Origin of the sequence: Devosia sp. UYZn731 (genome assembly GCF_040546795.1) — a bacterium.
Classification (GTDB): Bacteria; Pseudomonadota; Alphaproteobacteria; order Rhizobiales; family Devosiaceae; genus Devosia.
In genome coordinates this window covers 20,836-38,941 of the sequence record NZ_JBEPOL010000008.1, presented here as the reverse complement: position 1 = coordinate 38,941, position 18,106 = coordinate 20,836, and the positions used below count along the sequence as shown (strand labels likewise).

At 62.9% G+C, this 18,106-nt stretch carries 19 protein-coding genes; 11 read left to right on the top strand and 8 right to left on the bottom strand.

Annotated features, from left to right (window positions below):
- Position 1 precedes the first annotated feature (1 nt).
- Together ABIB57_RS19330 and ABIB57_RS19325 are read left to right on the top strand one after the other, a co-directional pair.
- Positions 2-508 carry a sigma-70 family RNA polymerase sigma factor gene (locus ABIB57_RS19330; RefSeq protein ID WP_354042868.1) on the top strand — a complete coding sequence of 169 codons (507 nt, stop codon included), beginning with the start codon at positions 2-4 and terminating at the stop codon, positions 506-508.
- Entirely contained in the window at positions 505-1,299 is a 795-nt protein-coding gene (locus ABIB57_RS19325) for an anti-sigma factor family protein (protein WP_354042867.1), read from the top strand. Before ABIB57_RS19330 ends, ABIB57_RS19325 begins: the two co-directional genes overlap by 4 nt.
- A 145-nt stretch (positions 1,300-1,444) precedes the next feature.
- On the opposite strand, the gene ABIB57_RS19320 is transcribed toward ABIB57_RS19325, so the two are convergent.
- Positions 1,445-2,632, bottom strand: coding sequence for an alpha-hydroxy acid oxidase (locus tag ABIB57_RS19320; protein WP_354042866.1), 1,188 nt, complete (start codon positions 2,630-2,632; stop codon positions 1,445-1,447).
- Between the two features lie 955 nt (positions 2,633-3,587).
- On the opposite strand from ABIB57_RS19320, the gene ABIB57_RS19315 reads away from it, so the two are divergent.
- On the top strand, positions 3,588-4,508 hold the full coding sequence (locus tag ABIB57_RS19315; protein ID WP_354042864.1) for an SMP-30/gluconolactonase/LRE family protein: 921 nt from the start codon (positions 3,588-3,590) through the stop codon (positions 4,506-4,508).
- A gap of 69 nt (positions 4,509-4,577) precedes the next feature.
- Complete coding sequence (locus ABIB57_RS19310) at positions 4,578-5,663, top strand: sensor histidine kinase (RefSeq protein WP_354042863.1); 1,086 nt, start codon at positions 4,578-4,580, stop codon at positions 5,661-5,663.
- Positions 5,664-5,671: 8 nt separating this feature from the next.
- Here ABIB57_RS19310 and rnk read toward each other — a convergent pair whose 3' ends face one another.
- Together rnk and ABIB57_RS19300 are read right to left on the bottom strand one after the other, a co-directional pair.
- Positions 5,672-6,070 (bottom strand): nucleoside diphosphate kinase regulator, encoded by a 399-nt coding sequence (gene rnk / locus ABIB57_RS19305; protein ID WP_354042861.1) that lies wholly within the window; start codon positions 6,068-6,070, stop codon positions 5,672-5,674.
- A gap of 288 nt (positions 6,071-6,358) precedes the next feature.
- The gene (locus ABIB57_RS19300) at positions 6,359-7,909 is read right to left on the bottom strand and encodes a UxaA family hydrolase (RefSeq protein WP_502914433.1); all 1,551 of its coding nucleotides are present in this window, start codon (positions 7,907-7,909) and stop codon (positions 6,359-6,361) included.
- A 136-nt stretch (positions 7,910-8,045) separates the two neighbouring features.
- On the opposite strand from ABIB57_RS19300, the gene ABIB57_RS19295 reads away from it, so the two are divergent.
- The 3 genes from ABIB57_RS19295 (at position 8,046) to ABIB57_RS19285 (ending at position 10,194) form a co-directional block, all read left to right on the top strand.
- Complete coding sequence (locus tag ABIB57_RS19295) at positions 8,046-8,795, top strand: GntR family transcriptional regulator (protein ID WP_354042860.1); 750 nt, start codon at positions 8,046-8,048, stop codon at positions 8,793-8,795.
- A 23-nt stretch (positions 8,796-8,818) separates the two neighbouring features.
- Complete coding sequence (locus ABIB57_RS19290) at positions 8,819-9,250, top strand: RbsD/FucU family protein (RefSeq protein WP_354042858.1); 432 nt, start codon at positions 8,819-8,821, stop codon at positions 9,248-9,250.
- A 92-nt stretch (positions 9,251-9,342) separates the two neighbouring features.
- Positions 9,343-10,194, top strand: coding sequence for a fumarylacetoacetate hydrolase family protein (locus ABIB57_RS19285; RefSeq protein WP_354042857.1), 852 nt, complete (start codon positions 9,343-9,345; stop codon positions 10,192-10,194).
- 166 nt (positions 10,195-10,360) lie between these two features.
- Here ABIB57_RS19285 and ABIB57_RS19280 read toward each other — a convergent pair whose 3' ends face one another.
- Positions 10,361-10,756, bottom strand: a complete 396-nt coding sequence (locus tag ABIB57_RS19280) for a RidA family protein (RefSeq protein WP_354042856.1) — start codon at positions 10,754-10,756, stop codon at positions 10,361-10,363.
- A gap of 124 nt (positions 10,757-10,880) precedes the next feature.
- On the opposite strand from ABIB57_RS19280, the gene ABIB57_RS19275 reads away from it, so the two are divergent.
- From ABIB57_RS19275 to ABIB57_RS19260, 4 genes are all read left to right on the top strand, one after another.
- Entirely contained in the window at positions 10,881-11,582 is a 702-nt protein-coding gene (locus ABIB57_RS19275; RefSeq protein ID WP_354042855.1) for a DedA family protein, read from the top strand.
- Between the two features lie 26 nt (positions 11,583-11,608).
- Positions 11,609-12,310, top strand: coding sequence for a DedA family protein (locus ABIB57_RS19270; protein ID WP_354042854.1), 702 nt, complete (start codon positions 11,609-11,611; stop codon positions 12,308-12,310).
- A gap of 60 nt (positions 12,311-12,370) precedes the next feature.
- Positions 12,371-12,943 carry a tetratricopeptide repeat protein gene (locus ABIB57_RS19265; protein ID WP_354042853.1) on the top strand — a complete coding sequence of 191 codons (573 nt, stop codon included), beginning with the start codon at positions 12,371-12,373 and terminating at the stop codon, positions 12,941-12,943.
- A gap of 73 nt (positions 12,944-13,016) precedes the next feature.
- Positions 13,017-13,313 (top strand): GNAT family N-acetyltransferase, encoded by a 297-nt coding sequence (locus ABIB57_RS19260; protein ID WP_354042852.1) that lies wholly within the window; start codon positions 13,017-13,019, stop codon positions 13,311-13,313.
- Here the strand turns inward: ABIB57_RS19260 and ABIB57_RS19255 are convergent.
- The 4 genes from ABIB57_RS19255 to ABIB57_RS19240 form a co-directional block, all read right to left on the bottom strand.
- Complete coding sequence (locus ABIB57_RS19255; protein ID WP_354042851.1) at positions 13,310-14,356, bottom strand: DUF3298 domain-containing protein; 1,047 nt, start codon at positions 14,354-14,356, stop codon at positions 13,310-13,312. The two genes, ABIB57_RS19260 and ABIB57_RS19255, sit on opposite strands and share 4 nt — an antisense overlap.
- A gap of 42 nt (positions 14,357-14,398) precedes the next feature.
- A complete protein-coding gene (locus ABIB57_RS19250) occupies positions 14,399-15,403 on the bottom strand; it encodes a lysozyme inhibitor LprI family protein (RefSeq protein WP_354042850.1) in 1,005 nt (334 codons plus the stop codon).
- A 67-nt stretch (positions 15,404-15,470) separates the two neighbouring features.
- Positions 15,471-17,189 (bottom strand): GGDEF domain-containing protein, encoded by a 1,719-nt coding sequence (locus ABIB57_RS19245; protein ID WP_354042849.1) that lies wholly within the window; start codon positions 17,187-17,189, stop codon positions 15,471-15,473.
- 166 nt (positions 17,190-17,355) lie between these two features.
- Positions 17,356-17,970, bottom strand: a complete 615-nt coding sequence (locus ABIB57_RS19240; protein ID WP_354042848.1) for an alpha/beta hydrolase — start codon at positions 17,968-17,970, stop codon at positions 17,356-17,358.
- Positions 17,971-18,106: the final 136 nt, after the last annotated feature.

The following is an 18,106-nucleotide window of genomic DNA, read 5'->3' as shown; positions in this document are numbered from 1 at the left end:
CTTGAGTGATTTTCTCGACCAGGTCGAAACCTGCGTGCCGGCGCTACGGCGTTATGCGCGGGCGCTGACACGCAATATCGATCTGGCCGACGACCTCGTGCAGGATTGCCTGGAGCGTGCGATTTCGAGGCGCGGACTGTTTCGCCCCACGGGGCCGGTCCGCGCCTGGCTGTTCACCATTTTGCTGAACCTTTATCGCAACAGCCTGCGTTCCTCCCAGAGACGGGGCCAGATGGTGGATATCGACACCATCCCCGAACCCTCCACCCCGGCGACGCAGCCGGGCCATATTGCGCTGGCTGAAATGGCCCGCGCCATCGAAACCCTACCGCTCGACCAGAAGGAAGCATTGCTCTTGATCGCCCTCGAAGGCCTCTCATATTCCGAGGCCGCGACCATTCTCGGTATTCCCCAGGGCACGCTGATGTCCCGGCTGGGCCGCGCCCGCGCGGCCCTGCGCGTGGCCACGGGCAACAGTGCCGAGCCGCATTTGAGGACCGTCAAATGAGCGTCGTGACCCGCGACATGCTGATGGCCTATGTGGATGGCCAACTCGAGGCGGCCGATCGGCCGGCGGTCGAGGCCCATCTGGCGGCCAATCCTGAAGCCGCCGCCGAAGTGCTGCTGTGGCAGCGCCAGTCCAACGCCCTGCGCGCGCTGTTCGCCCCCGTTGGCTCCGAGCCGGTTCCGGCGCGCCTGCGGGCGCATCGCATTGCGGCGGCGAGCGGTTCGCGCCGCATGCGCTCCTGGCGCTGGGCCGCCGCGGCGGTCGTGCTGGTGGGCCTGGGTCTGGGCGCCGGCTGGTTTGCCCGGCCATTGCTGAATGGCGCACCCGCGGCCAGCGCCACCCTGATCGCCGACGCGGTCAACGCCCACACGGTCTTCGTTGCCGAAAACCGCCACGCCGTCGAAGTGCCAGCCACCGATCAGGACCATCTGGTAACCTGGCTTTCCAATCGGCTCGCCACGCCGCTGGATACGCCGGATTTGACAGCCGAAGGGTTCACTTTGGTGGGCGGCCGGCTGCTGCCCGGCGAGCCCGATGCCGGCGGCCGCGCCGCGCAACTCATGTACGAGAATGCCGCCAAGGATCGGGTGACCGTCTATGTAACCGCCGCCCTGCCCGACCGTGCGCCGGCCTACCAGTTCGCCAATGCCGGCGGCGCCGAGGCGTTCTACTGGGCCAATGCGCGCATTACCTGCACGGTAGTGGGCACCTTGCCCGAAGCGCAGATGAAAACCGTTTCCCAAGCCGTGTACCGCCAGATGACCGAAGGCGATGTTCCCTATCGGGGATAAGACTTGCTTCACCTCTCCCTTCGCGGGAGAGGTCTGGTCGCTCTTGCGAGCCGGGTGAGGGGGCCTTTGCTGGGTTCGGTGCGTGGAAGGCCCCCTCACCCGACCCAAGAGGGTCGACCTCTCCCCAAAGGGAGAGGTGAAGAACCTAGGCCTGCGCCCCCAGTGGGCTATTTCGCTTCGGAATATCATTGGAATAAATATTGTGCAGCCCGACATTGAGGATGTCGCGCTCGCCGCACAGCGCCATGGTGGTGTCGAGTTCCTTGCGGATGATGTCGAGCACGCGGGTAACGCCAGCCTCGCCACCGGCGCCCAGGCCATAGAGCATGGGACGACCGATAAAAGTCCCCTTGGCGCCGTAAGCCATTGCCTTGAGCACGTCCTGGCCCGAGCGGATGCCGCTATCGAGAAACACTTCGGTCTTGTTGCCGATGGCGTCGATGATCTCGGGCAGCACGCGGATGGTCGAGGGGGCGCCGTCGAGTTGGCGACCCCCGTGATTGGAGACGATCACCGCGTCGGCGCCATTGTTCACCGCAGCCAGCGCATCGTCCGGATCGAGCACGCCCTTGACGATGACCGGCCCGCCAAAGCGCTTCTTGACCCAGGCGATATCGCCCCAGTTGAGCGTAAGATCGAACTGGCTGGCCGTCCAAGCCGACAGCGACGCCAGGTCGTGATCACCGCTCACATGGCCCACGATATTGCGGAAGGTGTGCCGATTGGTGCCCAGCATGCGCATGCACCACAGGGGATGCTGCATCATCTGCCAGATCGAATAGGCATTGAACTTGGGCGGGGTCGAGAGCCCATTGTGGATATCCTTGTGGCGTTGACCCAGGATTTGCAGGTCCATGGTCAGCACCAGCGCCGAACACTTGGCCGCCTTGGCGCGGTCGATCATGCGCTCGATGAAGCCGCGGTCGCGCATCACATAGAGCTGGAACCAGAACGGCGCCGTGGTGTTTTCCGCAATGTCCTCGATCGAGCAGACGGCCATCGTGGAGAGCGCGAAGGGAATGCCGTATTTCTCGGCCGCCTTGGCGGCCTTGATCTCGCCATCGGCCACCTGCATGCCGCCCGTAGCGGCCGGCGCGATGGCTACCGGCATGGTGATGGACTTGCCCAGCATCGTGGTCTTCAGGTTGCGCCCTTCGAGGTTCACCGCCACCTTCTGCTTCAACTTGATCTTGGCGAAGTCGCTCTCGTTTTCCCGGTAGGTGCTTTCCGTATAACTGCCGCTATCGGCATATTCGAAAAACATCTTGGGCACGCGCCGATGAGCGGCCGTTTTCATTTCGGCGACGGTGAGGATTTTGTCGAGTGCGGCCATGCTGGGCTCCCAAAGTTGCCCTGCCCTAGCAACTAACATGTTAGTCGTCAATGCAGCAGTGGACATGGCTGCGTGCCGCTCAAGCCAAAGCCCTGCGGTTGGCAGACTGCGGCATGCGGCGAGACGTGCCTCATGGGTTTGGTAGATAAGCGAGACAGCGCCTCGCCGCATGCGATGGGGTTTCTGGCCGCCCGAACGTGGTCATCCTTTGACTCGGATGACGAACGTCGCGCTGGCCCAGGGATCGCGCGACCGCGTCCCCTCCCACGCTGCCATTCGAGCATAGCTCTCAGGGCCTTCTCGCCTCAAATCAATCCACCGGATCGATTTGCCCTTCGGGACGGCTCAAAGCCCCACAGCCGTTCGTCGCGAACCCGCAGCCATTGTGGGGATATCGGGGGTGAGGATACGCCGGGAATTGGGGGTGGGGATAAGAGGGATAACGGGAAGAAATTCGGGGGCAAGGGATGCACACCGCACTCGGTCTTCCCGCGGGCTTGACCCGCGGGGCGCTGTCCGGTCGCACTGAATTCGGTGGGGTGGCAAGAGGCCCGCGGGTCAAGCCCGCGGGAAGGGCGGTGGGGGACCAGATCGAGGCCAGTTATGTGGCGCGGAGTGGAGTTGGTTTCGGCTGGCTCCACTCTTTTCGGCTAGTTCCACTCTTGCGGATAGTTCCCCCCACCCTGGCCCTCCCCTCAAGGGGAGGGGACGATGGAGCGGGTGGATTGGGGAGGCGATAGGGAGATGGCTTCATCACCGCGCTCACACCCACCGGTCTTCCCGCGGGCTTGACCCGCGGGGCGCTGTCCGGTCGCACTGAATTCGGTGGGGTGGCAAGAGGCCCGCGGGTCAAGCCCGCGGGAAGGACCGTGGGTGGCCACAAAATTCCGCGCCCACCCACCTTGCGCCACCCCGGTCTCTTGCCTCAAATGCCGCCCAAAGGGAGACTACGAACATGGCATTGCTGGCGGGCGAAAACCTCGAATATATCGACAAGAAATTCTATGCGCTGGTGCAAGGCAATGCGCCCATGGAGACGCTTTATGACGGCTGCCGCTGGGCCGAGGGGCCGGTCTGGTTCAACGATGGTGGCTATCTGCTGTGGTCCGACATTCCCAATAACCGCATCCTGCGCTGGACCCCCGACCTGGGGGTGTCTACCTTCCGCAGCCCGGCCAATTACACCAATGGGCACACGCGCGATCTGCAGGGCCGCTTGATTTCGTGCTCGCACGGTGCTCGTGCGGTGCTGCGCACCGAGCCCGATGGCACGGTGACCACCCTGGTCGACAGCTACCAGGGCAAGCGCCTCAACTCCCCCAATGACGTGGTGGTCAAATCCGATGGCACCATCTGGTTTACCGATCCGCCGTATGGAATCCTCAGCGACTACGAAGGCTATAAATCTGACCAGGAACAGGAACGCTGCAACGTCTTCCGCTTCGATCCAGCCGATGGTTCGCTGAGCGTCGTCGTCGACGACTTCGCCAAGCCCAACGGGCTGGCTTTCTCGGCCGACGAAAGCATCCTCTACATCGCCGACACCGGCCGCAGCCACGATCCCGACTGGCCGGCCCATATTCGGCAATTCGATGTCGCCGGCGGCAGGACGCTCACCAATGGGCGCACCTATGTCGATGTCGACACCGGCCTGCCCGACGGCTTCCGGCTCGATACAGAAGGCAATATCTGGACCAGCGCCGGCCCTTGCGTGAACGTCTATAACCCGGCGGGCGCCTTGCTGGGCCGCATCAAGACCGGGCAATCGACCTCAAACCTCACCTTTGGCGGGGCGCGGCGCAACCGGCTGTTCATTACCTCGAGCCAATTCGTCTATTCGCTCTATGTCGGGACGACGGGCTTGCAGCGGCCATGATTGTGTTGCCCCAGAACGGCGCCATAGTGTGCTAGGGATCGTCCCTCGTAACCCGGAACAGGACACGCATTGGCAACTCAAGACAGCAACGGCAACTCCGTCGACGAGTTGCTGGACACCGCGAACCTATCGGATGCGCTCGAGAGTGATCGCTTCAAGCAATTTCTCGACCACGTGCCGTTCGGCATCGCGGTCGCCGAATTGCGTCCCACGGAGCGGCTGACCTACGCCAATGTGGAGTTCGAACGGCTGATCGGCCGCACCGCATCCCAATTGCAGGGCAAGGGCTGGGATGCCCTGCCGGTCACCGCGATCAGCACGGTCGATGGGCACCCCCTCAATCGCGCGGTCACCGAGCAGGACGATTATCTCGGCACCTTCACCATCGCGCTGGACGCGGGGTCCCATAGCGCCGATGCCTGGTCCAATATCATCGAGAACGATGACGGCACGCCCATGTTCCGCCTGGTGGCACTGGCCCAAACGCTGGCGTCCTCGCCCGACACTACCGACATCAAGCGCCAGCTGGGCGAGAAGGACACGCTGCTGCGCGAGCTGCAGCACCGGGTCAAAAACAATTTGCAGATGATCACCGCGCTGATCCGCCTGGAAGCGCGCAACATGCCCGAAGGCGCCACCGGCGAGGCCTTCGGGCGCCTCGCCGGGCGGGTCAGCTCGCTCGGTCTGCTGTACCAATCGCTGACCGAGGAAAACCTGGGCGATAGTGTCGACCTGGGGGTTTACCTCAGCCAGGTGGCCTCTGCCGTGATGGCGGCCCACGCGGTCGAAGGCATCAGGCTCAACCTGCAGGTGGATACCTGGCCGGTCTCGGTCAATGTCGCCATGCCGACCGGGCTGGTGGTGAACGAACTGCTGACCAATGCGCTGAAATACGCCTTCGTGGGCAGCGACGGCGGCACCATCAAGCTACACAGCCTGGTCGATGAGACCGGCTGCTTGGTGACCATATCGGACGACGGCGTGGGCTTGGCCGAAGGGGTCCACTGGCCCAAGCCGGGCAAGCTCAGCGCGCTGATCGTGCATTCCCTGGAGCAAAATGCCCACGCCAAGATCGATGTCACCTCGGCTCCCGGACTGGGCATGAAGGTGTCGATTTTCTTCGCCCGCGCTGATGCGGCGCCCAAACCCGCATAGGCTCAAGCTTAGCCCTCCACCTCCAGCACGGTCAGCACATGGCGCTGGCCGTTGCGGGCGTTCCAGGTGATCGATTGGCCCTTGGTCAGCCCGATCAGGGCGGTTCCCACGGGGGTAAGCACGGAAATCCGGCCGGCCGAAATATCGGCATCGACGGGATAGACCAGCGTGACCGTGCGATCTTCGCCGTTATCGGGACGATAGGTGACGCTCGAGCCCATGCGCACGACGGCGCCGCTCAGCTTGGCGTCGCTGACGACGCGGGCGCGATCGAGTTCATAAAGCAGGTCGTCCGCTGCATCGGAAGTGTGGCCGATACCGGCCAATGCAAGCGCGATGAGCTTGCGGTGATCACCCTCGCCGACCACGAGTTTGGGGCGCAGGGTGACAGAGTTCATGCTTGGCATGATGATAGTCCTTAGATGGCAAGCCGCAGCGGTCTTGGCCGCGCTGGCGTGCAGAATGTTGATTGTTGTGAATTCGTCTGAGCGGACAAACCGCTATGGGCAGCGTTCAAAACGCTGCAGAACCACCCTAAACCCGGCTTGACGTCAGCTCAGGTCTAGGGACGTGCGCCTGCGACCGGGTGTTCCCGGCGTGCAAAATCCTGCAGGTGCATCGCAAAAGCGTTCATGGCTTTAAAATAGGGAGCCCGGCCGCCTTGTCAAGCGGCGGCCGGTTTGGGCGTCAAAAGCCTACATTGTCGCGCCGACTTGCCACGGCACGAATTCGTTGTCGCCATAGCCCAAAGCTTCCGACTTGGTCGGCTCGCCCGAGGCAACGCGCAGCAGCAGATCGAAGATTTCTTGGCCCTTGTCCTCGATCGAAACGCCCTCGACGATGTCGCCGCAATTGATGTCCATGTCGCCGGTCATGCGGGTATACATGTCCGAATTGGTCGCCAGCTTGATCGAGGGCACGGGCTTGCAGCCATAGGCCGAGCCGCGCCCGGTGGTGAAGGCCAGAATGTTGGCGCCGCCCGCCACCTGCCCCGTCGCCGAAACCGGATCGAAGCCGGGCGTGTCCATGAACACGAAGCCCTTTTCGCGCACCTTCTCGGCATATTCGTAAACCGCCGTCAGCGGCGTCGTGCCGCCCTTGGCGGTGGCGCCGAGCGATTTCTCGAGGATCGTCGTCAACCCGCCCAGCTTGTTGCCCGGCGAGGGATTGTTGTTCATCTCGCCATGATTGCGCTGGGTATAGTCTTCCCACCAATGGATGCGGCTGAGGAGCTTTTCGCCCACTTCGCGCGACACGGCACGCCGCGTCAGCAGATGTTCGGCACCGTAGATTTCCGGCGTCTCTGACAGGATCGCCGTGCCGCCATTGCGCACCAGGATATCGGCCGCATAACCCAAAGCCGGATTGGCGGTGATGCCCGAATAGCCGTCCGAGCCGCCGCATTGCAGCGCCAGTGTCAGCTCCGATGCGTCGATGGTTTCGCGCCGCGCCTTGGCGGCCACCGGCAGCATTTCCTTCATGCGCTCGATGCCCCACTCGATGATCTTCCTGGTGCCACCGCTTTCCTGGATCGTCATGGTCTGGAACGTGTCGCTCTCGGTGATGCCATACATTTCCTTCATGCGCCCGATCTGGAACACTTCGCAGCCCAGGCCCACCAGCATGGCAGCGCCGAGGTTCGGATTGGAGGTGTAGCCCCACTGCGTGCGCTTGAGGATGTCAAAACCCTCGCCGCGCGATTCCATGCCGCAACCGGTGCCATGCACGAACGGCACGACGCCGTCGATCTCGGGATAATCATCCAGGATGCCCGAGCGGTTGATGCCTTCGGCGATGAACTTGGCGACGGTTGCCGAGCAATTCACCGAGGTCAGGATGCCCACATAATTGCGCGTCCCCACCGAGCCATTGGCCCGCCGATAGCCCTCGAAGGTCGCGCGCTGTTCAGCGGGGATCATCTCCGGCGCCACCGCGCCTTCGGAGAAGGCATAATCATGCTTGAGGCTGCCATCGGCGCCGCCCATGCCGCAATTGTGCTCATGCACCCACTCGCCCGCCCCAATGTCCACGCTGGCAAAGCCGATGATCTGCCCGAACTTGACGATGGCCTCGCCCGCCCGCACCGGCCGCACGGTGAATTTGTGGCCCTTGGGCACCCGCTTGGCGACGATACGGCCCTGCGGCGTCTCGGTGCCGGCATCGAGATTGGCCAAAGCCACGGCGATATTGTCGGCCGGATTCAGCACCAGGGTTCTGGTTTCGGGGCGGATCATGGTTTGCGACATGGGGTGTGAACTTTCGGATGCTGCTGCTGCCAAGGCTTTACCGCACGCTCAATACCGGCCACATAGGCACCCTGGAGTGCGGGCCGCCGGCTTCAATCGTGTTGTAAATCGCCACGGGTCTGACTAACATGTTAGCATGACTATGGAAGCAAGTCCCTATCGTTTTCTCGCCCGCCCCACGGCTTTGTCGCGCGGCAGCGTCACGCTCGACGTGACCGCGGCGCTGCGCCAGGCCATCGTCACCCTGGCGCTGGCGCCGGGTCAGTCCATCGACAAGACCGCCATCTGCGAACAGCTCGGCGTCTCCCGCTTTCCGGTCAGCGAAGCGCTGGCGCGGCTGCAGGCGGAGGGGCTCGTCGATATCGCACCCCAGCGCGGCTCCACGGTGTCGCTGGTGCGCATTGCCGACGTGCGCGAATATATGCTGATCCGCAAAGGCATCGAAAGCGAGGCCCTGCGCGTGCTGATCGGCAAGCACGACGCCGACGTCATCGAGGCGCTGCATGCCAATATGGCCGCCCAGCGCGAGGCCGCGAGCCGCGACGATGCCGAGGCGTTTCACCAGATCGATCTGGAATTCCACGACATCATTTTCCGCTCGATGAAATTCACCAAGATCAAGAACATCATCGACAGCGCCCGCGCCAATCTCGATCGCGCGCGCCGCCTGATCATCACGCCGCGCCGGCTGGCCATCACTATCGCCGAGCATCAGGCAATTTTCGACGGCATCCTGGCGGCGGACCAGGCCCAGGCCACCAGGGCCATCCGCGCCCATATCGATGCCGTCATGGTCGAGCTGTTCGCCTTCGCGCGCGATGACCCGTCGGTATTCGCCGATGGCGCCACCCTGGGCAGCGACAGCGACAGTTTTCCGTTTGGCTAAATCCCTGGGAGGGGACCCAAAAAATGCTCAAGAATATTCCGCCACTGCTCGGCCCCGACCTGCTCGGCATTCTGCGCGCCATGGGTCATGGCGACGAGATCGCCATCGTCGATGCCAACTATCCCGCCGATGCGGCCGGGCCCGCCTTGGTGCGCCTCGATGGCATCAGCGCCACCGATGTCCTTGAGGCCGTCCTGACGCTGATGCCGCTCGACGATTTCGTGGATGAGGCCGCCATCACCATGCAGGTCGTCGGCGACGCCGGTGCGCGCCCGCCCATCGTGGATGAGTTCGACGCCATCGTCAAAAAGCACGAACCCAAGATGGGCGTGTCGTCACTGGAACGCTTCGCTTTCTACGACCGGGTCAAGACCGGCTACGCCATCGTGCAGAGCGGCGAGCGCCGGCTCTATGGCAATATCCTGCTCAAGAAGGGCATTATTCGCCCGCAATAATCCGTCCAGCCGAACCGATTGGCCTTTGGTCGGCCTCGACAGGCTAACATGTTAGCTTTATTGCCTCATCACCCTCAACTGGATCTGACCCCATGAAACTCCTCCGCGTTGGCGCCAAGGGCGCTGAGAAGCCCGCCATTCTGGATGCCGATGGCACCATCCGCGACCTCACCGGCATCGTGGGCGATATAGGCGGCGATACGCTGACGCCCGAGGGCCTGGCCAAGATTCGCGCCGTGGACATCGGCGTGCTGCCCAAGCTCGATGCCAATGATCGCATCGGCCCTTGCGTTGCCAATGTGGGCAAGTTCATCTGCATCGGCCTCAACTATGCCGACCATGCCGCCGAAACCGGCGCCGCCATCCCCGAAGAGCCGATCATCTTCATGAAGGCCACCAGCGCCATTATCGGCCCCAATGACGATGTGATCATCCCCAAGAACTCCATCAAGCCCGATTGGGAAGTCGAACTCGGCATCATCATCGGCACGGAAGCCCGCTACGTCGAGGAAGCCGACGCCATGAACCATGTCGCCGGCTATTGCGTCATCAACGACGTTTCCGAGCGCCATTTCCAGACCGAGCGCGGCGGCACCTGGGACAAGGGCAAAGGCAGCGATACCTTTGGCCCTATCGGTCCATGGATGGTGACGCGCGACGAAGTCGCCGACCCGCAGAACCTGTCCATGTGGCTCGAGGTCGACGGTCACCGCTATCAGAACGGCTCCACCAAGACGATGATCTTCGGCGTGGCCACGGTCGTGGCCTATGTCAGCCAGTTCATGAGCCTGCAGCCCGGCGACATCATCTCCACCGGCACCCCTCCGGGCGTCGGCATGGGGATCAAGCCGAACCCGGTCTGGCTCAAGCCCGGCAACGTCATGCGCCTGGGCATCGAAGGCCTGGGCGAACAGCAGCAGAACGTGAAGGCCTATTCGGCTTAAGCTCTCTCAGTCGACACCCTCTCCCCTTGCGGGAGAGGGACAGAAATTATGCGCACAGCAGAATTTCTGGGTGGGGGGTGACTTCGTGCCAGAAGACTGCAATCCAAATTGCAGCCCCCTCATCCGCCCTTCGTGCAGCTTCTCCCGCGGGGAGAAGGTGAGAGGTTCACGGCCGCTTGGCCACCATATCGATCTCCACCAGCGCCCCCACCGCCAGCGCCGTCACCCCGATCGTGGTGCGCGCCGGCAGCTTGCCCGCCTCAAAGAAGCTCGGCCACAGCCCATTGAGCCCCGCATAGTCGCGCTCGAATGCGGTCAGGTAAATCCGCGCCATCGTCACATGCTCGAACCCCAGCCCGATGCCGGCCAGCACGACCCGCAAGTTCTCCATTACCCGCTGGGTCTGCGCCACGATTCCCTCGGGCAATGGCGCGTCGGGCGCCGCCGGGTCGGTCGGCATCTGGCCGGTGATAAAGATCCAGCCATCCGCCTCCACCGCGTGGGAAAAAGGCGCCACCGGTCGTGGACCTGACGCAATCATGTGATGAATAGGCAGCGACATAGTGACGACCTCCAACTGGCAACCCTTGCCAGCGCCATGATGCTAAAGCAATGTGCCGCCATGGGTGAATGACCGGCACGCGCTGTCGATAACCCGGATCGGCTCATAAGGGGAACCACCGGGCATGTTAGACTGGCTACACGCTATCACCGACTTGATCAGCACAATCATGCTCTCGGTTTCGAGCAATTACTGGCTGTTCGTGTTTCTGGTTTTTCTCGTCTGCGTCGGCGAGGCGGTGTTTATCCTGGGCCTGCTGGTGCCCTCGCTCCCCATCCTGCTGCTGGTCGGCGGCCTGATCACCACGCAAAATCTCAATTTCTGGCCGATTTTTCTCGCAGCCTCCTTGGGCGGCATTGTGGGCGACGCCATCAGCTACTGGATCGGCTTCCTGCTGAAAGACAAAATCAAGACGGCCTGGCCGTTCCGAAGTTATCTGCCGCTGATCGCCCGCGGCGAGACGTTCTTTGCCCAGCATGGCGGCAAGGCAATCTTCATCGGCCGCTTTATCACCGGGCTCAAGGCTGTCATCCCGGGCATCGCCGGCATGCTCGGCATGAAGTGGAGCTACTTCACCATCATCAACGTGATCTCCGCCTTCATCTGGGCGGCGTCTCACATTTTGCCGGGCATGTTCCTGACCCAATGGCTCCAGTCCATCGGCCTGAGCCTGGAACTGGTCATCCTGTTCGGTGCGGTGATCCTGGCGATCGTGTTTGCGCTGATCCACTATCATCGCCGCATTCTGCTGGCTTTGGCCCCCTATCTGGGTGGTTTCGGCCGTTCCATTGAAAGCCGGTGGGGCAAGCCCGATATTCCGCACTAACGACGAGCGGAGAGTGAGGTCGCCCCATGCTTGATTTCTTTCATGCGATCTCGGTCTATTTTGAGACCTTTCTCGATACGATTTCGGGCAATTTCTGGCTGACCTTTATCTTCATCTTCCTGGTCGCCATTGGTGAGGCAGTCTTCGTACTCGGCCTGTTCGTGCCATCGACGCCCGTGCTGCTGCTGGTCGGCGGCATCATCGCCGAAGGCCGCCTGCCATTCTGGGAGGTCTACTTCGCGGCGGTGATCGGCGCCGTCATCGGCGATGCCCTCTCCTACGGTATCGGCCATCTGCTCAAGGACAGCATCCGCACCGTCTGGCCGTTCAAATATCACACCGAACTCATCACCAAGGGCGAGGCCTTTTTCGCCCGGCATGGCGGCAAGAGCGTGTTCATCGGCCGCTTCATCCCCGGCGTCAAAGCCGTGATTCCCGGCGTCGCCGGCATCATGGGCATGGATTACCGCAGGTTCTCCATCATCAATATCAGCTCCGCCTTCATCTGGGCCGCCGCCCATATCCTGCCCGGCATGCTGCTGACCGCCTGGCTCAAGTCCATCGGCCTGTCGCTGGAACTGGTCATCGTCGTCGGCACGCTGATCCTGGCGGCGCTGTTCCTGCTGATCCACTCCTACCGCGCCATCCTCCTGGCGCTCGCCCCCTGGCTCGGCGGCTTCGGCAAATCCATCCAGGCCCGCTGGGGCAAGACCGATATCGCCCACTAGGCTGGCCGGTTCACGAACTGCTGTCTTGCCGCCGGCCGCAATCGGCGGCAAGCTCAGGTCATGCGCATCTGGATCGCCCGCTATCCGGCCGTCATCGCAGCCCTGCTGGGGCCGCTGCTGCTTCTTTTGTTCCTCTTGGCGCCGGCCAGTGCCCAGAGCGCCCACAATCCCATTCTCGACAATCTGTTCGCCCAGCTTCGCGTTGCGCCCGATGAGGCCAGCGCCAAGGCCATCAGCCTGCAGATCTGGACCCAGTGGATGACCCCGGCCGATCCGGCTCTCGCCACCCGCATGCAGCAGGCGGTGCGCAAACTGGCGATCGATCCTGCGGGCGCGCTCGATGAATTCGAGGCCATCGCCAAGGATTATCCGGACTACGCGGAAGCCTGGAACCAGCTCGCCACCGCCCATTACCTGCAGGGCGATTACACGACCTCGCTGAGCGATATCGACAAGGTCCTGGCGCTTGAACCGCGCCACTTTGGGGCCCTGTCGGGACGCGCCATGATTTATCTCAAGCAGGGCAAGCGGGCCCTTGCGCTCAAGGACATATCCACCGCGTCGGCGCTGCATCCGTTCCTGGCCGAGCGCGCGCTGTTCCCCGAGCTGCTGCAAGGCGTAACGCATATCTAGTCGCGGCCGGGGGTTGCGCAGCGCCCCGTGCAGACCGACATTGTGCTCAGTCGAACGCCCGAGACCATGCATCATGACCACTGCCGATATCACCGTCATCCGCCAGGATAATGCCACGCGCGGCCGCTACATGGTCAATCTGGCGCCCGGCGTCGAAGCCGAAATGACCTACCGCAAAACCCCGGCCGGCGTGATGAGCATCGACCATACCGGCGTGCCGTCCGAATTCGGCGGCCGCGGCATCGCGGCGAAACTAGTTAACGCCGCCATCGCTGACGCCCGCGCCGAAGGCTTCAAGATCGAACCGATCTGCTCCTATGTCGAAGCCCAGTTCCGCCGTCACCCCGAATGGGCGGACCTGCGCGCCTAGCTGCCGTAGCGCACCGAGTCCGAGCTTTCCGACATGATATCGCCGAGGCTCTCCCACGGCACCACGATGGTGGGGGCGCCATACGCATAGGCGGCGACCTCATAGGGCTCGAACTGGATGGTCAGCCCATAGTCGCTGCCAAAGCTCCAGCGGCTGGGATCGGTGATGATGGCGCCAAGGTCCTCGACACCGTCGAGTTGCAGATTGTCGCCATGCTCGCGCTTGAGTTCAGCGGTGGCAATATCGGTCAGCGTCTTTTTCCAGCCGTCGCCGGCAAAAATATCGCTCGCCTCCATCGCGCGCTGCCGGCTGAGCAGGTAGTGCGCGTAGGTGATGCCCCAATTGCTGTGCGCCGCGCCATGGCCGAACCAGTTAGTCATCACCTTGAGCGTCACCCGCGTGCCCACCACTTCGGACAGCGTGATGTCCACCGTCGTATCGCTCTGCGCATCGCTCATTGCATCGCCACCCTCGTCGGTGATCGAGCCGGAGACGCTCGCGACGGTGTCGCTGATGAAGCTGTCGAAGCCCTCCGCATCAGCTTTGTCCGCGTCCAGCGTAGGATAGGTGAGCTGATGGGTCGCCACTTTCCAATAGGACGTCGGGTCATCCACCGCGTCCGGATCGGGTAGTGCGCTATAGCTGCTGGATACGGCAAAGCGGTGCCCGCCCAGCATTCGGCTCTGCTCCAGCACACCCGTGCGGGTGGAAAAAGCCAGCCCCAGGCACTCGATCTGGTTGTCCGTATAGGTATCCACGTCCGATAGCGGTTCGGCATTGTCGGTGCAGGACTTGGCGGCAAAATCGAGCCAGGCGCGCTGCTCGGCCCGCATCGCGATGACCGCCGGCTTGCTCAGCCCGCCGATAGCGGTGGCAAAGGCCACGGCCAGCGTATCGTCATCCGTCGACAGTTTTGGATTGTCGCAGATCGCCTTCTCGAAGGCCGTCGTCGCCTTGCTGCAATCAAAGCTCGCCGCGCTCGCCGGCCCCGCCACGGCCAAGGCCAACAACAGCAGCATCGCGCCCAATATCGTCCGCATCATTGCCCGTCTCCTCGTCGGCGATAGTATCCAGATTACCCCGCCTCAGGGCCGCGCGATAGCGTTCGCATCGGCGGCCAGATAATCACGCAGCCGCCCCCAGGCAACGCTGACCGCCGGGCTGCCGGGCGTGACGTCCTGGTCCTCGAACTGCACCATCAGCCCCGCGCGGGTAAAACTCCAGCGCTGCGGATCGGTGGCAAAGCCCATCATCGTGTCGGCATCGTAGGTCATTTCGCCATCCCGCAGGTCGACACTGGCGCGCTCGGCCACGAGGGCGGACAGCGCCGTGCTCCAGTTTTTGTCCTCGAACATGTCGGTGACCGCTAGCGGCCGTTCTTCCTTGGTCAGGAAGTGAAAATTGCCCAGGCCGGAATTGGCGTGGACGGCGCCGTGGCCATACCACATCAGACCCAACTCCACGCTGATGCGCCTGGCATTGACGCCGCCCAGCACCATCAGGAAATCATTGTCCTCATTGGCCACGCTGTCGTCGATCGTGGTTCCGGCAAAATCGGTATAGTCGCCCGTATAGTCATCGGTGACCTGCCGCATATAGGCGTTGAAGGCATTGGCGAGGCTGTCATTGCCGTCCATGCGCAGGCTCGATACCACCTTGAGACCTGCCTTGAATCGCCCGCCATCGGGATCGGGCAGTGCCCTATAGGTGTCGGCGGTGAAAAACCGCATGCCGCCCACCATGCGACTCTGCTCCAGCACCTTGAGCCGCGCAGCGTAGAGGGGCTGCAGGCATTGTGGCCGTTCCACCGCCGCACTGTCCTCGCCAGGCAGATACTGGTCCGAACAGACCATGTCGGCAAAATCGAGCCAGTCGCGCTGCCCCTTGCGCATGACGATCTCGGCCTCTTCGGTCAGCCCCGAAATCGCCCCCACATAGGCCAGCGCCATCACGTCGTCGGCGCGCGACAAAGCGGGATCGGCGCAGATCGCCTTTTCAATGGGCGTTCTGGCGTCGCTGCACGAAAAACTCGCCCCCTGTGCGCCCGGCAACAGCGTCACAAAGGCCAGCAGGGCAATGACGTAGCGCATCGGCAAACTCCCAGGATCGCCCAGCCTCTAGCCGGAGATTTCTGAATACCGTCTGAACGCCCCCAGCCTAGCCGATTCCCAGCCTGGGCTTGCCGGTAGAAGCCGTATCGGCATCGAAGATCACGACCTTGTTGCGCCCCTGCTCCTTGGCGATATAGAGCGCCGCATCGGCCATGTCGGTGGTGGTTTCCAGCGTCTCGCCCGCTTCGGCTATGCAGGCGCCGACGCTGATCGTGACCATGACCGGACGCCCATCGGGCAACGTTACCGGCGCCTCGCACACCTGGGCGGTCAGGCCATACGCCATGGCGCGCAACGCGACCGGTGCACTGTCGACCAGCACCACGACGAACTCGTCACCGCCCCAGCGCGCGCAGTGATTGCCCAGCCCTGCGGCCAGTTGAATACGCCGGGCGATTTCCTGCACCACCACATCGCCAGCGGCATGCCCATAAGTGTCGTTGATGGTCTTGAAGCGATCGATATCGACCAGCAGCAGGCCGTGTACCCGGTCGGGCGGCAGCTGCTGATAAATCGCCATGAAGCCGCGCCGATTGGCGATGCCGGTCTGTCCGTCCATGAACGCCAGCCGTTCGAGTTCCTGGGTACGCGCCCGCACCCGCGCTTCCAGCTCCTGGGTATGCTGGTCGACGGCCTTGGCCATCTGCACGAACGCCGTCGACAGCCGCCCGATTTCGTCCTGGCGATCGTCGGCCAGCGCCGCGGCGGCCGCATAATCGCCGTCCCGCGCCAGATCGACCGCCGCCTCCAGGCGTCCGACCCGATCCACTACCTGCCGCTTGAACACCAGCGTGATCAGCACCGCCACCAGCGCCATCATCGCCGCCAGCAACAGGCCTACCGGCAGGAACAGGCGCTTATCGATGATGGTGTCGATATCCATCAGCGTCACATTGTACCAGCCCAGCTTGTCGAGATAGCCAACCCCGACCAGCACCGACTTGCCCCCGATCTGCATGAACCGCGATTTGACCAGCACGTCGCCCGCCGAAACCTCGTTCATCATGGTCTGCAACACGATGGCGTCGTCTGGCCGGTCGAGCATGGCGAACACCGTCTTGCGATCGGTCATCTCGCGCGTCAGGCTGTGATAATCCACCAGGTTCTGGTCGCGATGCGCCTGCACCGCCCCATTGTGATCGACGAACATCGCCACCACGCCGACCTGGGGCACATTGACGACTTCGCGGATAAAGGCAGAGAGATCAATGCCGGTCCCCAGAATACCCAGCACCTTGCGACCCTCGCGGATCACGCAGTTCATCCACACCTTGGTGACGCGCAGCTTGTCGTCATTGTCGACATTGAGGTGACAGCCCTGGCCCAGCGCCGCCGTATTGTAATACCAGCCGTCGCGCGGGTTATTGGGGTCCAGCGTGTAGCGATACTGGTTGCCCGCATAGGCATTGCCGGCATCGTTGAAATAGTAATGGCCCGAAGCGCCGATGACGAAGAAATAGCTCTTGTCGGCAAACGACTGTCGGTAATGCTCCAGCTCCGCAATGGCACGGACGCGCTTGTCGGCATCGGCTTCGTCCACCGCCCAGTCGCGGATCGCCTGCGTACCGGCCAGGGTTTCGGCCAGCGATACTTCGCGCGTCAGCGCTTCGAGCCCGCGAAAACGGTCGTAGAGAATCTGTTTTTCGGCAAACAGGGTGCCCAGCTGGATCACCGTCGAATTGACGATCCAGGAAAATGCCGCATAGGCCGGCACCGCCACCGCCGCAAAACCGAGCAGCACCAGCACCAGCACGCGTGTCCGCAAGCTCGCGGAAATTCGCCCCCTCAGGCCGTCGATTTTCGCGCTCCATCAATGGGTAAGGTCAGCGCAACCCAGGTGACACCTGCCCGCCATTGTTAGCGAGCACCCCTCTAAAGATCATTAACAAAGTGCTGCCATGTCCGGATCGCCTATGTGGAGGCGCCGACCATCAACCCGCCTTCACCACCGCGGCTATGAATCGCTGTGTCTCGCGCAGTTCTTCCGGCCGCAATTCATGCCCGCCATCGTGCCAGAACACATTCGCCTTGGCGCCCTGGCCAGTGAAATAGTCCACCAATTGCTGCGTCGCAGCTGCCGGCGCAATTGGATCGCGCCTGCCGGCGGTGACCAGCACGCTGCGCCCTCCAAGACCCGGCGACGGAGCCGGCTGGAACGGGATCAGCGGATGCATCAGCACCGAGGCATCGAAGAGTTCCGGCGCTGCGAATTGCACCGAAGCCAGAATATTGGCGCCATTGGAATAGCCCAGCCCGATCACCCGAGAGGGCTGGCTCTCGGCAATCCGGGCCTTGATGAACGCCACCATCGTGCCGGTGCGCAACGCCAGATCGGCCATGTCGTAGCGCCCCTCGCCGGTGCGGCGGAAATAGCGCAGCGCCCCGCCTTCGGACACGTCGCCTCGCGCCGCCACGATCCGCCCGCCGGGCAGAAGTTCACCGCCCAGATCGAAGAACTGGTTCTCGTCCCCGCCGGTGCCATGGAACACGAACAATAGCGGCGCACCCACCGCGCCTTTGGCTTCGCGATAAACATAATCAGACATGGCGGCCTCCTGCATTGCGATGAATGTGATATCGGGCAAACCCGCATCCGCCGCAATCGGCCGCTGCGCCACGCACTGTTGCCGATTGCTGGACAATAGCGCGGCCACGCGCGTTGTCTTGCCGCATGATCCGTGC

What these genes read in the sequence shown, in the direction of transcription:
- ABIB57_RS19325 (WP_354042867.1), top strand. Translation starts at nt 505, where the DNA reads ATGAGCGTCGTGACCCGCGACATGCTGATGGCCTATGTGGATGGCCAA.
- ABIB57_RS19320 (WP_354042866.1), bottom strand. Translation starts at nt 2,632, where the DNA reads ATGGCCGCACTCGACAAAATCCTCACCGTCGCCGAAATGAAAACGGCC.
- ABIB57_RS19265 (WP_354042853.1), top strand. Translation starts at nt 12,371, where the DNA reads ATGCGCATCTGGATCGCCCGCTATCCGGCCGTCATCGCAGCCCTGCTG.
- ABIB57_RS19275 (WP_354042855.1), top strand. Translation starts at nt 10,881, where the DNA reads ATGTTAGACTGGCTACACGCTATCACCGACTTGATCAGCACAATCATG.
- ABIB57_RS19285 (WP_354042857.1), top strand. Translation starts at nt 9,343, where the DNA reads ATGAAACTCCTCCGCGTTGGCGCCAAGGGCGCTGAGAAGCCCGCCATT.
- ABIB57_RS19240 (WP_354042848.1), bottom strand. Translation starts at nt 17,970, where the DNA reads ATGTCTGATTATGTTTATCGCGAAGCCAAAGGCGCGGTGGGTGCGCCG.
- ABIB57_RS19315 (WP_354042864.1), top strand. Translation starts at nt 3,588, where the DNA reads ATGGCATTGCTGGCGGGCGAAAACCTCGAATATATCGACAAGAAATTC.
- ABIB57_RS19295 (WP_354042860.1), top strand. Translation starts at nt 8,046, where the DNA reads ATGACTATGGAAGCAAGTCCCTATCGTTTTCTCGCCCGCCCCACGGCT.
- ABIB57_RS19290 (WP_354042858.1), top strand. Translation starts at nt 8,819, where the DNA reads ATGCTCAAGAATATTCCGCCACTGCTCGGCCCCGACCTGCTCGGCATT.
- ABIB57_RS19280 (WP_354042856.1), bottom strand. Translation starts at nt 10,756, where the DNA reads ATGTCGCTGCCTATTCATCACATGATTGCGTCAGGTCCACGACCGGTG.
- ABIB57_RS19300 (WP_502914433.1), bottom strand. Translation starts at nt 7,909, where the DNA reads ATGTCGCAAACCATGATCCGCCCCGAAACCAGAACCCTGGTGCTGAAT.
- ABIB57_RS19260 (WP_354042852.1), top strand. Translation starts at nt 13,017, where the DNA reads ATGACCACTGCCGATATCACCGTCATCCGCCAGGATAATGCCACGCGC.
- ABIB57_RS19255 (WP_354042851.1), bottom strand. Translation starts at nt 14,356, where the DNA reads ATGATGCGGACGATATTGGGCGCGATGCTGCTGTTGTTGGCCTTGGCC.
- ABIB57_RS19250 (WP_354042850.1), bottom strand. Translation starts at nt 15,403, where the DNA reads ATGCGCTACGTCATTGCCCTGCTGGCCTTTGTGACGCTGTTGCCGGGC.
- rnk (WP_354042861.1), bottom strand. Translation starts at nt 6,070, where the DNA reads ATGCCAAGCATGAACTCTGTCACCCTGCGCCCCAAACTCGTGGTCGGC.
- ABIB57_RS19270 (WP_354042854.1), top strand. Translation starts at nt 11,609, where the DNA reads ATGCTTGATTTCTTTCATGCGATCTCGGTCTATTTTGAGACCTTTCTC.